Origin of the sequence: Parapedobacter deserti (assembly GCF_042646065.1) — a bacterium.
Classification (GTDB): Bacteria; Bacteroidota; Bacteroidia; order Sphingobacteriales; family Sphingobacteriaceae; genus Parapedobacter; species Parapedobacter deserti.
The window spans coordinates 327,005-341,978 of the sequence record NZ_JBHRTA010000030.1; the positions used below are offsets into that span (position 1 = coordinate 327,005).

At 52.2% G+C, this 14,974-nt stretch carries 10 protein-coding genes and 1 tRNA gene; 3 read left to right on the plus strand and 8 right to left on the minus strand.

Annotated elements, in window-relative coordinates; translation table 11 throughout:
- Window positions 1–3 precede the first annotated feature (3 nt).
- From ACFOET_RS10100 to ACFOET_RS10120, 5 genes are all read right to left on the minus strand, one after another.
- The gene (locus tag ACFOET_RS10100) at window positions 4–5,601 is read right to left on the minus strand and encodes an alpha-2-macroglobulin family protein (RefSeq protein WP_379022176.1); all 5,598 of its coding nucleotides are present in this window, start codon (window positions 5,599–5,601) and stop codon (window positions 4–6) included.
- 105 nt (window positions 5,602–5,706) lie between these two features.
- Window positions 5,707–6,828, minus strand: a complete 1,122-nt coding sequence (locus ACFOET_RS10105; RefSeq protein ID WP_379022178.1) for an MBL fold metallo-hydrolase — start codon at window positions 6,826–6,828, stop codon at window positions 5,707–5,709.
- A gap of 66 nt (window positions 6,829–6,894) precedes the next feature.
- On the minus strand, window positions 6,895–7,731 hold the full coding sequence (locus ACFOET_RS10110) for an alpha/beta fold hydrolase (protein WP_379022180.1): 837 nt from the start codon (window positions 7,729–7,731) through the stop codon (window positions 6,895–6,897).
- Between the two features lie 59 nt (window positions 7,732–7,790).
- Window positions 7,791–8,858, minus strand: coding sequence for a fatty acid desaturase family protein (locus ACFOET_RS10115; RefSeq protein ID WP_379022182.1), 1,068 nt, complete (start codon window positions 8,856–8,858; stop codon window positions 7,791–7,793).
- A gap of 177 nt (window positions 8,859–9,035) precedes the next feature.
- Window positions 9,036–9,227 carry a cold-shock protein gene (locus tag ACFOET_RS10120; RefSeq protein WP_379022184.1) on the minus strand — a complete coding sequence of 64 codons (192 nt, stop codon included), beginning with the start codon at window positions 9,225–9,227 and terminating at the stop codon, window positions 9,036–9,038.
- 203 nt (window positions 9,228–9,430) lie between these two features.
- On the opposite strand from ACFOET_RS10120, the gene ACFOET_RS10125 reads away from it, so the two are divergent.
- From ACFOET_RS10125 to obgE, 3 genes are all read left to right on the plus strand, one after another.
- A tRNA-Arg gene (locus ACFOET_RS10125) sits at window positions 9,431–9,504 on the plus strand.
- Between the two features lie 63 nt (window positions 9,505–9,567).
- The gene (locus tag ACFOET_RS10130) at window positions 9,568–10,152 is read left to right on the plus strand and encodes an adenylate kinase (RefSeq protein WP_379022186.1); all 585 of its coding nucleotides are present in this window, start codon (window positions 9,568–9,570) and stop codon (window positions 10,150–10,152) included.
- Between the two features lie 18 nt (window positions 10,153–10,170).
- Window positions 10,171–11,169, plus strand: coding sequence for a GTPase ObgE (gene obgE / locus ACFOET_RS10135; RefSeq protein WP_379022188.1), 999 nt, complete (start codon window positions 10,171–10,173; stop codon window positions 11,167–11,169).
- Window positions 11,170–11,243: 74 nt separating this feature from the next.
- On the opposite strand, the gene ACFOET_RS10140 is transcribed toward obgE, so the two are convergent.
- The 3 genes from ACFOET_RS10140 to ACFOET_RS10150 all read right to left on the minus strand — a co-directional run bounded on the left by ACFOET_RS10140 (window position 11,244) and on the right by ACFOET_RS10150 (window position 14,932).
- Window positions 11,244–12,716 (minus strand): S10 family peptidase, encoded by a 1,473-nt coding sequence (locus ACFOET_RS10140; RefSeq protein WP_379022190.1) that lies wholly within the window; start codon window positions 12,714–12,716, stop codon window positions 11,244–11,246.
- Window positions 12,717–12,854: 138 nt separating this feature from the next.
- A complete protein-coding gene (locus ACFOET_RS10145) occupies window positions 12,855–13,988 on the minus strand; it encodes an SMP-30/gluconolactonase/LRE family protein (protein ID WP_379022192.1) in 1,134 nt (377 codons plus the stop codon).
- Window positions 13,985–14,932: an aldo/keto reductase gene (locus ACFOET_RS10150; protein ID WP_379022194.1), complete on the minus strand. Its 948-nt coding sequence runs from the start codon at window positions 14,930–14,932 to the stop codon at window positions 13,985–13,987. The genes ACFOET_RS10145 and ACFOET_RS10150 overlap by 4 nt, the downstream gene beginning before the upstream one ends.
- Window positions 14,933–14,974: the final 42 nt, after the last annotated feature.

Genomic DNA, 14,974 nt, shown 5'->3' on the forward strand with positions numbered 1-14,974 from the left:
CCGTCAGTGGTCCAAAGGAACCACTTCCACCCATTGTCCGGGTACAACGGCTCGAATACGGTTGTCATACATCGCTTCGGCACTTACGGCAGGAAGGAAAAACCGCCCGATGTAAGACGCGTTGAGTACTACCCGGTAGGTGACCGTCTCCTGCTGCCTGATGTTGAAATGGGTAAGTACACGGTCGTCGCGGATATCCTGATAAGTGGCAAGTGACGAACGCTGTGCCGGCGCATTGTCATTCCATCTGGTATTGATAATCTCCCATCCGGAGGGAAATATCTGTGCCAGCGCCATGTTATCGTAGGTACCCATGCTCCCCGTATTTTTCAACGTCACCTCGGCCATGAAATCCGTGCCTTGGGGCAGTGCTGTTGGACTGATTTCTTCGCCTTGATTGTTGGTGTACCGCACGCGCATGGTGAGTACTTCCGAATTGTTGTGCGCCGGCGGATTTTCGCCGGGTGGCAGCTGGCCTTCCCGTATGATGCGGACATATAGTTTGCTGCTGCCGTTATTTTCAATGTGCAGTTCATGCGGGGAGTTTCCTGCGTCGATGGTAATACGGTGGAGGTAAGCATCCGTGGTCACGCGCTTCGATGTCCCGTTGAGCGAGTAGGTAAAGTCGTTCTTGTTTTGTGCGTTGCCGCCGAATTTTGCAATGGCAAGCAATGCGTATGCCGTGGTCTGCGTGCTGTGCCAGGTTTCGTTGCCGAGCCCAGACGCCACCGCGCGCAACAATTTCTCGGCCTCTTGGCGACGGCCCAACAAATCCAGCGTTTCCAGGATCATGGCACGGTCGCGCAATGCCGAGCCGAAGGTGTATCCCGGGCGCTCGTAGGGCTTCACTTCGGTTGGCCGGTTTTTCACTAACTGGTTGGCTGTAACCCCTTGGCCGGCCAGCTGATAGGCGGCGGCAAGCCGCCATGCTGCTTCATCAGAAAGGTAAGAAAACTCCTTAAGCCTGTTCATTGCTCCGATTTCAGGAGCCTTGGCCAACGCCAGCAGGTATAGCCGATAGGCCTGCACGAGATCGCCGCCCCGCCAATTATATTGGTTGGGTGTCCAACTTTGTGCCATCCCGCGCTGATAACGCAACCAGGCGTCGAGGAAGCTGGGAGGCATGGAATAACCCCTGGCTTGCGCCTCCAGCAGAAAGTGTCCGGCATAGTTGGTGCCCCATTCATCGGCTTCGCGGGCTCCCGGCCAATAGCCCAGTCCACCGTTGGGAAGCTGGTAATTACGGAGTCTGTTGATACCTGCCTTGATATTTTTGTCGATGGCTGTGTTATCCTGTTCGTTGAGTTCCATGAGCCTGCCAAGCGTCAGCTGCGGAAATACGCCAGATGTAACCTGCTCCACGCAGCCGTACGGATAGCGGATTAAGTAGTTCAGGCGTTTACTCAGGTTGATCGGCGGTAGCGAGGATACCTCGACCACGGCGCTGTTCGCATTGCCCGGCCCGAACGGTTTGATCTGCTCTTGCAAGGATGCCCCACCTACGATCTCCGCTTCATCCACCGTAGTGATAAACGGATTCGGATTACGTATATCGATTTCTACTTCATACGTCGCTGTCTCATTACCACTTCTGGCTACAGCCCGTATTTTCCCCACGCCGGTGCTGTTGCCGGCTGTCACCGTAGCATATACCATCTGTTCGCCTTCCCGGGCAAACGTTATCGTCTGTTTTCCCTGCTGGACAGCCAGTCCGCCCGAAGCACTTACATCGATACTTACCTGTTTGATATCTTTTTCCATGGCAAATACCGTGAGCGGCAACGTAAAGGTCTCACCGGGGCCGGCGACCCTCGGCAGGGTTGCCAGCAGCATCAGCGGTTTCTTTACGGCTACGGCCTTTTCGGCATACCCATAGGCGCCGTCCTGTCCGGCGACAACCATGGCGCGCACCGAGCCGACATACTGGGGCAATGTGAAACTGTGCGTGTTTTTCCCTCCTTTGCGGAGGGTAAACGGACCGAGGAACTTGACAACAGGCTGGAAGCGGTTGGCTTTTGCCGCGTTTACGTTGCGGTCTATTTCGCCGTCGCCCCCGATACTGAGGATGCGCTCCAGGCCGCCGCCCCAGGCGCCGAGCACCTGATCAAATAAGTCCCATGATTTGACACCCAGCGCCTCGCGGGCATAGAAGACGGCATGAGGGTCGGGGGTCCTGAAGCGGGTCAGGTCCAGGAGCCCTTCGTCCACCAATGCGACGGTGTAGGTCATGGCCTTTCCCTGAGACTCAGACACCGTGATGGTCGACCGCGTTTCCGGGCGCAGCGTCTCGGGTATGGTTATCTGCGGTTTAAGTACCGTATTCAGATCTTCAATGAGGAGCGGGATGACGCCGTACATCCGTATGGGCAGGTCATTGGCTGTCTGTTCGTGCGACTGCAAAAGGGTTACGTTCACAAACACGTTGGGAGCCATGTCTTTGGTGATCTTGAACTTGGACAAAGTTTGCCCCTGTTCGGTGTCGATCCACCAGCTGTCGAGCACGCGGCTGCCATTCTCTATGCTAATAAGGCCTCGTCCGCCTGCGGACGAGGGTATGGTCAGTGTAGCTTCCTCGCCGGGCCGGTACGATTCTTTATCGGCCGTGAAGGAAAGCATAGCCGCTTCCGTAGGATTGTTTTGTTGTTCGCGCTGCGCCCAGCCCGGCCAGTCGATGTAGAGGGTTTTTCCCGCGGAATGGCCGCTTTCCAGATCAACAACGCGGATAAGGTAGCGGCCCCAGTCGGGATAATTCACGCGAAGCTTCCACTTGCCGCTACCATTGTGGAGTGTGATGGTCTCCTTTTTGAGCAGTTGGTTGTACTTGTCCTGGGTGAAATTTCCGAGGTATTCGCCCTCCTGGTTCCACCACCACCTCCAGCGTATCTTGTACAATTCGATTTGGACGCGCCGGTTTCCAGTCACCTGTTTGCCATCGGCACTCACATCCACGATATCGATTTCGTGGTCACGGTCTGTCAGGAGCATCCCTGACAGGCGGTCGCCCTGTGGTGTACGTAGCCCTACGTAGCTGTTATACGGACTATACGGCATGCTCACGTTGTCGATGCTGAAATTACCTCCCGGTTCAAACACGCGGGTAGTAAAGGTGGCGCGAAGCATGCCGGGAGCATTGTTGGTAGCCGCGATATCGGCGGCGAAGGACGCCTTGCCTGCCGCATCCAGTGTGCCGTCGAACATAACCTGGCTTTCTGTCGCGAAGCTTCGGGTAGGGTCATCAAACGTATACTGCCGGAAGTCGCCGAAGGTTGTTGCTGCAGGCGATATGACCGCTTCCACACGGGCTTTGAGGTGCTGTACATCCGCGCCGAAGAGCCATCGGGCTGAGAGGCCGATCGGTGTGCTGGTTCCCTTGTTCAGTACGCTACGTCCGCCGAAGTCGAGCGAAATCCGGAGACGGTTGGGCATCACGGTTTCAATTTTCAGCGTCTTTTGGAATACGGCACCGCCCACGCTTACTTTGGCCATCCAGTTGCCGGTAGGAGCCGTGGTTTCCGTAGCGGTTTTAAAGGCATAGAAGCCGTTGGTATGTTTCGATTCCACCAGCCTTTTGCTCAGCTGTCCTTTTGGATTGTACAGCTCGAACGTAACAGGATGGTCAGAAGGCAGATTGGCCGACTGGTTCTCCAGGATAAATCCGACGTACAGGGAATCGCCCGGCCGCCAGACGCCGCGCTCGCCGTAGATGAATCCCTTGGTGCCTTCCTGCACGACGTCGCCGCCGACATCAAACCGGCTAAGGGGTAAGGTAGACCCGTCGTCCATTTTCAGGTATCCACGCTCTTCATTTTTTGAGGCGATCAGCATGAAGGGCTTGCGCGGTGCCTCGAAACGGGCGAAGCCGTCGCCGGCCGTTGTGGCCGTTTGGATAACCTGCTGCTGATAATCCAGCAGCTTCACTTCCACGCCTCCCATGGGTTGTGCGGTGAGGATGCTGGTCGCAACAACGGTTACGCTGTTGTCATTGCCACGTTTGGCGATGAGCCCGATATTGGAGGCCAGCATATCGCGGCTGGCCCACCGATCGGTGGTGTAATAAGCGCTGTGGCAAGGATTGTCGCGTTCATTCCAGTCATAGTCGTAGGGATAGTAGCTGTTATACCGGGCCCAAAAATCATCATCACCGTCGATCGCTTCAGAATAGTACGAAGAATTGCGCTGTTTGTTTTCGGCATCGGCTATGGCGTCAGCGTCGGCATCGCCGCAGGGATAGACCGAATAGCTGTGCCTGAAACCGATCATTATTCGATAGATGGCGCCCGGTTCGGTTTTTAGCAATTGGTCGATATCGAGTGAAAAGCGGTTCTTGCGCCGGAGATTTATGCTTTCGTCGCTGTCCAGGGCGATGGTTTTCTGCACCACTGGCTTTGCTACGCGGCGCAGTTCATAGTTGCTGTCGTAGGTGTTTTGAAAATACTGTGGTACGTTGTTTTCGTAGATTTTTACAATCGTTACGTCCACCGCCCGCAGGTTGACCGCCTCGAAGGGCATGGTCAGTTTTCCCGAACCGGGGAGGATGGTACCTTTTCCAGGGATGCTGACGGATGGCCGCCTGTTCTCGAATATTAAATTTGCCGAATAAGCTGAAGTCAGTTTTTTGTTGGCGATATTTTCGATGCCTTCATTTACCGCGATGGAATAATCGCCCTCCAGCCGTTCCGCTGCATAAACTTTTACTTCACTGCCATCGATGGTGTATCGCAGGTCGCTGATGCCGCTGATGCCGATCAGGCCGTTGAGTTGCTGGGCTACCAATATGGGGTCCGAAAGCTGCACCAAAACATATTGTTCCGGCTCCTGTACAGCACGGATGTTTAGCACGTGGAATGCCCCCAGTTGAGGTATATCAATTACCTTTTCTTCTTTCTTTTTCGTGCCAATGGAAGTTCCGTCCCATTGCAGCGACAGCCTACCAGTCTCGTTGCCCTTGGGGATAGAATCAATGGTAAATGAAGACACACGCATTTGCTCTTGATGTTCCCATTTGATTCCCAGCGCTTTGCCTGAGTTGGTGGCTTTCAGCAGTTTTTCAATCTTATCTGGCTGTTCGGCGTCGGCAAGGTGGACGGTCCCGGTGAGCTTCAACCGGTCCAGCGCATTATTCGTTTGGGCTTTCAACCCATCGATTTCGACGCTATATGACGGCTCGATGACCTTGACATTAAATGCGAACGTGTTTAGGTCGTTGCTTACGTCGGTAATTTTACCGAGGTCGAACCGGACTTGATATTCCTGCCCGGATCGGAGCTGCGCATCGGGCCGGAATTCTACAGTGCGCGCATCTATCCAATAGGTCTTGCCCTTTACCGCAGGACTGAACGAAAATAGAGCGCGGCTGTCTTCCTGATTGGTTTGCTGGAAGGTGTTTACCTGCGAAGCAAGGCGCACTCGTATCGGGCTTTGACGCGAAATGATACCCGTGGTATAGCCTTCGATGTACCTGGCAAACGCGGCATTGTCGGCGTTAATGGCTGGTGGTTGACTGAGCTTCCAGATGAAAAAAGCGATGATTGTGAGGATGATGACCCCTGCTGCCGCGATGATGACTGTTCTTCGTGCAGGGTTCAAGTTGGCTTTATCCATGTGCAATTAAATTTACACAGCGAAAGTAGTGAAATTTGGTATATACTGATGGGCGCTGCCCAATGATTGCGGAAAATACCTGAATTCGGGGATATCGACGTATGCTTATTTTACATTTTCCCACCATCGGGAAAACGTTTGTGTACTATCCTTAAGATAAACAGGCTCGCCTATTCTTGGAGTCAGCAGTGGGATGCTGTCCACAGCATTCGCTTCGGTCAGCTCGATCAGCGGGTCATCCCAAGCGTGCATAGCCAATGAAAACTTGGAATTATGTACCGGTAAGGTACGCTTGGCATTTAAATCCCTGGCCGCGAGTATGACTTCGTCGGGAAGCGTGTGGATGTATTTCCAGTACGCATGATACTGTCCAGTTTCCAGTATAGCCAGGTCAAACGGACCATACTGCTCTCCGATGGCGGCAAAATGCTTGCCGTAGCCACTGTCGCCGCCGATAAAGATCCGGTTTGTAGGACTGTAGAGTACAAAGGAAGCCCACAGCGTGCCGTTGCGCTTTAAGCCACGGCCGGAGAAATGCCTGGCGGGGGTGGCTGTAAGCGTAAACCCTTCGGTCAGCACGGTCGACTCATACCAGTCGAGCTCCGTGATTTTGGATGGGGAGTATCCCCAGTGTTCCAAGTGAGCGCCTACACCTAAAGGACAGATTACCCGGCTTACACCGGGCTCCAATTTTTTTACGGTATTGTAGTCGAGGTGATCCCAGTGATCGTGTGTGATGATCAGGTAGTCGATGGCCGGCATGTCCTCGACATGGTAATTGGTAGTCCCAGGAAAACTTTTGGTTGTAAACGATACCGGTGATGCATTGCCATTGAAAACAGGGTCAACAAGGAACCGTTTGCCATCTGCCTGGAGGAAATATGACGAGTGTCCGAACCATATGAGGGCATCCTGGCTGACATCGAGTGCTTTGATGTCGGTTTTGACATGAGGGATGCGGTCGGTAGGGACCTGACGCGGCGTCTTGTTAAATAGAAAGCTCCATAAAACGGTCAGCATGTTCGCGCCTTCTGCTAAATCCGGCGTGTCTTCAAGGTTTTGGAAAGTGCTGTTTTTGAAATTTGGCGAGGCTTTCATCCGTTCGAGGCGTTCGCCCTTCGGGGCCCTGCCAAATGGCGGTTGCTGGAGAAATATGACAACAGCCACCGTAACGGCCGCCAAAACAATAACGAAGAAGTATAATGCCATTCGCAGGGTCTTTTTCATGCCGGTGTTGGAAACTGCGGCAAAGTAGCCATGCGCTGCGTAATAAACAATGGAAGCTGCGGAATTTTACACTGCACTGATGCGATTCAAAAAGCGGTTCATCTCAGCATTGAAGCGTTCAGCGTTTTCGAGGTTTGGCAAGTGCCCGCAATCGGGAAACTCCACATAGGTGGCATCTGATATCTTTGACACGAGGATGTCCGCATGCTCCTTGGTTGTTATTCTATCGTCCGCACCTCGGACGACCAGCACGGGGACGGATATAGCGGATAAGCTGTCCGTGGTGTCGGTCCGGGACGCCAGGGCCAGCAGTGTTGAGCAGATGCTGCTTTCTGTATTTCGGCGTATGCTGCTTTTGATGAGGTCTACAGCAACATGGTTTTCGATAAGGCTTTTCTGGGAAAAGACGTTATTGACAAAGCCGATTGAAAACGCCCGTTTACCATTCTTAAGGACAGATTGTATGCTGTCGAACCGTTTGATCTTTGCTGCGTTGTCGTCTGCTAATGAGTGGGTGTCGCTCAAGATAAGACCTGAGAAAACATCGGGTTGTATTTCATACGCCCTTAAGGCAATGTAACCGCCCATGGACACACCGCAAAGTACAGCTTTGGCGATGCCTAATTTCCGCAGGAACACCAAAAGATCTTTTGCAAATACATCCACGCTGAAAAAGCCATGACCAACGGTGCTGTTGCCATGGCCGCGCACGTCTACGGCAATACCGGTGGTGTTAGCAGGCAGTGCCTCTAACTGCGGTATCCAGGTGTTTTTATTGAACGGGAAACCGTGGACAAAGACGACGGTATGCGTAGGAGTGGGAGCTTCCCTCGTCAAGTAGCTAATGCTGATGTCTCCGATACGGATCCGCTTTCTTTTGATCAGGTGTTTATTGTATTCCATATGCTCTCGTAACAAACAACAGTTAGATTGGTTTTTCACCGATCAGTGCCTGCATGCTGTCATCTTTTGCCAAGCACGTGGATGTGGCGGAGATGGGACAAAAACGCGTGGCCCATGGTCCGATGCTCTATATAAGCGACATTATATTCCTTGCATGTCGCCTTGACGAGCTTGTTGATAGCCGGATAATGCACATGGCTGATGCGAGGAAAAAGATGATGCTCCACTTGAAAGTTGAGCCCCCCGAGCAGCCAGGAGATGAATCGGCTCCCCGTAGCGAAGTTTGCCGTGGTGCTCAGTTGATGCACCATCCATTCCTGTTCGATCTTTCCCGTATCGGGGTCCGCAACAGGAAACTGGGTGCCCTCAACCACGTGGGCTAACTGGAATACCACAGCCAAGCAGAAGCCGCACGAAATTCCGGCAATCAGCCAGCCGACCAGCGCGGGCAGCCAGCCCACCATGAGAATAGGTATGACAAGGTACACCGTGGTGTAGCCGAGTTTCGTGCCCCAGAAAATAACATGCTCGCGCAGCGGCATCGCTTTTCTGATTGCTTTGTTGCCCATTTTCCCGGAAAAGTACTTTTCGAAGTCCTGAAACATCACCCACGCGATGTAAGATATGCCATACAACAAAAACCAATAGGCAAACTGAAAGCGATGAAACCATTTTCTCGGCTGGTCGGTATGAGTACGCATAAACTTAATATCAATATCATGGTCCAGCCCATCTACGTTTGTATACGTATGATGATTGATATTATGTTTCTGTTTCCAGAAATAGATGGTGCCACCCAGCATGTTCAGGGTGTAGGCAGAAACCGTGTTAAGCCATGCCTTTTTAGAGAAGCTTTGATGCCCGCCTTCGTGCATAATATTAAACCCGATGGCGGCGAAATTGATGCCCAGTAGGATGCAGAGCACACAAGCCACCCAGATCGGAAGCGGAAAGAAAATCAAGGTTATGTATATACCAACGGCAAAAGTGACCAATATGATGCTTTTGATGTAAAGCCGCCGGTTTCCGGTATTGGAAATATTGCGGGTTTTGAAGTAGTCGTTTACTCTGTTGCGTAATGTGTTAGCAAAAGGTTTGTTGTTGTTATTGAAACTGACTTTAGTCATATATGTGCGTATTGAATGAGCATCCACAAATATACAGGTTTTTAATCCCGCTGCAGACCGTTGCGGATAGCTTTAACTGTATTTAACACTTAGGAAATGTAAATAAGGTTGTTGGTTAAAAAAAAACCATCCGGCATTTCGCGGCGGATGGTTTTCTACAATATCTGAAAAATGGATTTATATCAATTTTACATTTACTGCATTGAGGCCTTTTTGGCCTTGTGCTACTTCAAACGAAACATCGTCGTTTTCGCGGATACGGTCTTTCAACCCTGAAGTGTGAACAAAGACATCACGTCCACCGTCATTCGGGGTGATGAATCCGAAACCTTTGGTTTCGTTGAAAAATTTTACTACGCCTTCTTGCATGGCATTCTTGAATAAAAAAATAAAAAAATAATTAATTGCTGTAAAGGTAAGAATAATTTACTGAATTTCAGAATTTTTATTTTTTAATTTTATTGTCTCTCATGCACGCTCCCACTTATCGTAATGGGGTGAAAAATCATTTTTTCCAAAAATATTTCGTTGGTATCAATGAGATTTCTATCTTTGCAGACCGATTCGGGAATGCGCTTGTAGCTTAACTGGATAGAGCACCTGACTACGGATCAGGAGGTTAGGGGTTCGACTCCCTTCAAGCGCACATGTTACATCCATATAGCCTAATCAATATACCGATTAGGCTATTATTTTTCACGCGTAGACTATGCTAAACCTTGTATTGTTTGGCCCTCCGGGAGCAGGGAAGGGTACCCAATCGCAGAAGCTCATCGACCATTATCAGTTGGAGCACATTTCGACGGGCGACCTGTTTCGGGCGCACATCAGCAACCAGACTGATTTGGGAAAACAAGTGAGTAGGCTGATCGCCGATGGCGAATTGGTGCCGGACTCGATCACAATTGCGATGCTGGAAGAGGAAATTGATAAGAATCCACAGGCAAAAGGCTTTATTTTCGATGGTTTTCCGCGTACCGTTGCACAGGCGGAGGCACTAGATCGTTTCTTGGAATCCAAGGAAACCGCCATTACGGGAGTCATTGCACTCAATGTGACCGAGGAAGAACTTACCGTCCGTATCGCGAAGCGCAAGGTTGTCAGCAACCGTGCGGATGACGACAGTGAAAAGCTTAAAAAGCGGATTGACGAGTATTTCAGCAAAACCATTCACGTGCTTCCTTATTACGAACAGCAGGGAAAGCTGACAAAGGTCAACGGCATCGGCGAAATTGACACGATCTTTGAGGAGATCAAAACGGTTGTCGACGGTTGGTTGCCGGATAGTCGCTAGTCTTGGCACTTCATAAAAATGCCGCAGGGATCTAATTTCGTTGATTATGTAAAGGTGTGCTGCCGTTCGGGGCGGGGCGGGGCAGGTTCTGCTCATCTCCACCGCGATAAATTTACAGCCAAAGGCGGGCCTGACGGTGGCGACGGCGGCCGCGGCGGGCATATCATCGTCAGGGGCAATACACAACTGTGGACACTGCTGCACCTGAAGTACCGAAAGCATGTCATTGCCGAAGACGGGCAACCCGGCGGGAGTGCACTGAAGCACGGCGCCAATGGCAAGGATGAAGTGCTGGAGGTGCCCCTTGGCACGGTAGCGCGCCGGGCAGACACCGGCGAGATCCTATTTGATATTACGGAAAACGGCGAGACGAAGGTATTGACCGCCGGAGGAAGAGGAGGGCTGGGCAACTGGCATTTTAAAAGCCCAACGCAGCAGACCCCGAGGTTTGCGCAACCTGGTGAGGCCGGAAAAGAGGAATGGATTATCCTCGAATTGAAGGTGCTCGCCGACGTCGGTCTAGTGGGCTTCCCAAATGCCGGTAAATCTACCTTACTGTCTGTCGTGTCGGCGGCAAAGCCGGAAGTTGCCGACTACCCGTTCACCACACTCGTGCCCAATCTGGGTATTGTTGCCCATCGTGACAATAAATCTTTCGTCATGGCCGATATCCCCGGCATTATCGAAGGCGCTTCTCAAGGAAAGGGGCTAGGACATCGTTTCCTGCGCCACATCGAGCGCAACTCGGTTCTGCTCTTCATGATACCGGCAGACACCAACCGGACGATCGCAGAGGAATATGGGATTCTGTTAAATGAACTGATCGCTTTCAATCCAGAGTTGAAGGACAAGCCCAGAATATTAGCCATTACCAAGTCGGATTTACTGGATGATGAACTGGAGCGCGAAATGGAAGCGGAAGTTCCTGAAGGCATTCCGCACGTATTTATTTCAGCCGTTTCGGGCAGACATATCCAACAGCTGAAAGACCTGATCTGGAAAACCATTATCGACTGATAACGTCAGTTTCTCAACTCCGCGCCCCCGATTGAAGGCGTCGAGGTTATCCCGATAGGAGGCGAACGCTCGGTTCAATATTTTGCGGGTACGCCTTTGCCCGGCAAACTTGCTTTGATGAAGTTGCGGATATCCTCATTTCCCTTTTCCAGGTCCTCTTTGCGGAGGTACATCATGTGGCCGCTCCGGTAGCCCACAAAGCTCATCCGGTCCTGCAGCCTGCCGGAAGGATCCATCTGCCACATGTTATACTTGGCGTTGAAGTAGTCGCAGGCGCCATCATAGTAGCCCGACTGCACCAACACTTGCAGATAGGGGTTTTGCGCCATGGCAGCTCGGAGATTTTCGCCGGTACGGTCGTTGCTGCGATCCCAGGGATGCACAGGGCCGAACATATTATACTTCACATCGGTCCTGAAATTCAGTTCGTTGGCCATGTAATGATTGATGGCAGGGGTAAACGCATGCAGCCAGGCGGTCAGTTCAGCATTAAAATCAGGGCGTTCGCCCGCGTCGCGGCGGTCAATACCCAAGTACCGGGAATCCAGCCGGCCAACAGTATATCCGCTGTCGCGCAACAGCTCTTTCCAGAAAAGCGAAGTGGAAATGTCGAGGTTGTTTTGCAGGATTACTTTTTCGGGAAGACCGGAATAACGCGATACCCTTGTCGCGATCGCCTGCTTTTCAGCCGGTGTGAGGGTTCCCCCTTTAACGAGGGCCGGCAAAAACTCATTGACCGCATATTGCTCCACTTCGGGCAGCATGTCGGTGAGGTCTTTCTGCTGGAGATCAGCAGGTAGCCTGTTGTGGTACCAAGCGGTGGCCGCAAAATAGGGAAGGCGGAGTGCGACCTCCACGGGCCCACCCCGCTCGATGCCAAGTGTGGTGGGCGATACGAGGATAACCCCATTAAGGTACATCCACTGATTGCTTTGCAGTTCGAGCGCAAGGCCAGATACCCGTGTCGTGCCGTAGCTCTCGCCGATCAGGTATTTCGGAGAGGGCCAGCGGTCCTGGCGGGTTACAAAAGTATTCAGCCATTCAGCCAGGTACTTGATGTCGGCATTCACGCCGAAAAAGGTCGATTTGTTCGTTTCCTTGTCGAGAATGCGGGAGTAGCCCGTATTGACCGGGTTGACAAACACAATGTCAGCCACATCCAGGATGGAATACGGGTTTTTCTTGATGCCATAAGGCTGAACAGGATATCCTTCATCGTCTATCTCGAGCAGAGCCGGCCCGGTATAAGCGATTTGCATCCATACCGAAGCCGAACCGGGCCCGCCGTTGAACGAAATGACCAGCGGACGCGATGCACGGTCGCTGATGCCGTCACGTTCGTAATACGTATAATCCACCGCCGCTACCGCCTTGCCGTCTTCATCCCATACCGGTTGCGTGCCTTTATAGGCAGTGTAGCTGATGCGTTGTCCTGTAATGGTTGTTTCGTGCTTGGTTACCACCACCGAATCCGCCGGTATTTTCGGCTGCGCAAAAGAAAGCAGGCTGACTGATATGGCCGCCAACGTGGGTAGCAGGTGTTTCATGGTCTGCGTGTCGTTAAGTTTGGACACGCAAATTAGTGAATACAACGCATAGCCGGTGTTATATCTCAAGATTATTACACGGACTTAATACACCCGATTGCCACAGCGGGGCTGATGAAATATCCAGTCAGGTGCGGCCTATGGCAATGCCACCTTATAGATCATGTAGGGATACTTCACCTTGTCCTCGCCGTCATTCCATTGCGGGTCAAGCTGCAACTGGGCACATGAAACATACAGGTATCCATCTGATCCGATTCCGAATGAGTCCGGCCAGAGCAAGCGCGAGTCCTGTACCAGCGTATGCAGCTCGCCGGACGGCGTGAGGTACTTAATGCTGTAATCCATTGAGGAGGTCAGGTAAATGTTACCTTTTTCGTCGGCAATGAGGCCATGGGTTACCGTGGTTTCCCCCATATCTTCTACATGGGCGGCCAGCTGAGCATCATGCAATGACGCATCGGCGAGGTACTTGGTTTCAATCCGGTACAGATTGAGTTTATTGATGGGTTTGAAATAAAAATAGCGGTTGTCTTTGGTGAGTGCAATACCGTTGACATTTGACCGAAAGGGATTGCCGTGGCGGTCGCGCATTTCCCTGCCGTCATACGTAAGGACGATATCGGGATCTGCCGTGGTGGGTGGCTGATTTTTCAGCACCGTCCGGGAGCTGCCAGAGCTGAGATCAAGTACCACGATGGCCGCCTGTCCTGGATCGGACAGGTAGGCTAGCCCCTTATCCGTATCAATACGCATGTCGTTGAGTCCAGAGGCACTTTTGTCGAGGTCGTCAAACGTATAGACGCGCTCGACCGCATCGGTGGATAAGTTGATCTTCAATAGCTTGAACGCCCCTTCAGCAGGAGCGGCGGAGGCGCCCTGTCCGCCGAATATGGATCCTTTTGGGGCGGGTTTGGAATCCAGTACCCAAAGGTAATCGTCCGCGTCTACATAAAGGTCCTGCACGTTAACAAACCGGCTGGCGGAGTCTCCGGTATGGGCATTCCATGCATCATCCGGATAGGGAACCGGTTGGCCATCCACAATTTCGGTGAGGCCGTACAGGTAGTTGCTGCCCTGGTTGGGAAAGGAGACAAACAGCCTGTTGTCAGACGATACGCTGACACCGATGGCGCGGCGCTTACTCAGGTCGGCGACCGGAATAAGTTTGTTGCTGTGGTATCGTTGCTGACCGTGGGCGTACATGCTGATCATTATGCTAAACACGATCAATATCGACGTTACCTTACTGTATTTTCCTAAGTTTGTCATCGTTCAATCCGTTGGTCCAGCCGTTCGAGATCTTCCTTGTCCAGTTTCAGCGCCGGGGCGGCGATGATGGTCTCCAATTGGCGCTTGCTGGTGGCGCTGACAACGGGCGCGCCGATGCGTGGCTGGGCGAGCAGCCATGCAAGCGCAACCGTTGCCGGTGTCGACCGGTATTTGGCGGCCACGGTATCCAGTGCGTCAAGTACCGCCAAACCGTTTTCATTCAGGTATTTCTTTACGCCTCCACCACGGACACTCTTGCCAAGATCGGCTTCACTGCGGTATTTGCCAGTGAGGAATCCGGCGGCCAGCGCCCAGTAGGGGAACACGGTCAAACCGTATTTTTCGGCCAACGGCGCGTATTCGGTTTCGTAGCCGGCACGTTCCACGAGGTTGTAATGCGGTTGCAGGGCCACATAGCGGGGAAGGCCTTTTTGCGCTGCCAGTGCAAAGGATTCTTCCAGCCGCGCAGGGGGCACGTTGGAGGCAGCGATGTAACGTACTTTGCCCGCCCTAATGACCTCATCGTAAGCCGAAAGCGTTTCTTCCACCGGCGTTCGGTGGTCGTCATAATGCGTATAATACAAATCGATGTGATCGGTCTGCAACCGCCGCAGCGATTCGTCTACCGATTGGAGGATGTGCTTTCTACTGATGTCGAACGGATGGTCCCGGGTTTCGGAGCCTACTTTGGTCGCGATAACGACCTTGTCGCGGTTGCCCCTGCTCTTGAGCCAGTTGCCGATGATGGTTTCCGATTGACCACCCGTTCCGTTGACCCACCAGGCGTAGGTGTCTGCCGTGTCGATGAAGTTAAACCCGTTCGCTATAAATTCATCCAAAATATCAAAAGATTGCTGTTCATCGAGTGTCCAGCCAAATACGTTGCCACCGAGGTTGATCGGTGCGACCGCTAAGTCAGACGTACCAATTTTTACTTTTTCCATATAAGGGATTACGCAATGCAGCGCTTTTTGTTTGCTGTTTTC

Coding starts and splice junctions, on each gene's coding strand:
- ACFOET_RS10145 (WP_379022192.1), bottom strand. CDS start 13,988: ATGACAAACTTAGGAAAATACAGTAAGGTAACGTCGATATTGATCGTG.
- ACFOET_RS10100 (WP_379022176.1), bottom strand. CDS start 5,601: ATGGATAAAGCCAACTTGAACCCTGCACGAAGAACAGTCATCATCGCG.
- ACFOET_RS10115 (WP_379022182.1), bottom strand. CDS start 8,858: ATGACTAAAGTCAGTTTCAATAACAACAACAAACCTTTTGCTAACACA.
- ACFOET_RS10120 (WP_379022184.1), bottom strand. CDS start 9,227: ATGCAAGAAGGCGTAGTAAAATTTTTCAACGAAACCAAAGGTTTCGGA.
- obgE (WP_379022188.1), top strand. CDS start 10,171: ATGCCGCAGGGATCTAATTTCGTTGATTATGTAAAGGTGTGCTGCCGT.
- ACFOET_RS10130 (WP_379022186.1), top strand. CDS start 9,568: ATGCTAAACCTTGTATTGTTTGGCCCTCCGGGAGCAGGGAAGGGTACC.
- ACFOET_RS10140 (WP_379022190.1), bottom strand. CDS start 12,716: ATGAAACACCTGCTACCCACGTTGGCGGCCATATCAGTCAGCCTGCTT.
- ACFOET_RS10110 (WP_379022180.1), bottom strand. CDS start 7,731: ATGGAATACAATAAACACCTGATCAAAAGAAAGCGGATCCGTATCGGA.
- ACFOET_RS10105 (WP_379022178.1), bottom strand. CDS start 6,828: ATGAAAAAGACCCTGCGAATGGCATTATACTTCTTCGTTATTGTTTTG.
- ACFOET_RS10150 (WP_379022194.1), bottom strand. CDS start 14,932: ATGGAAAAAGTAAAAATTGGTACGTCTGACTTAGCGGTCGCACCGATC.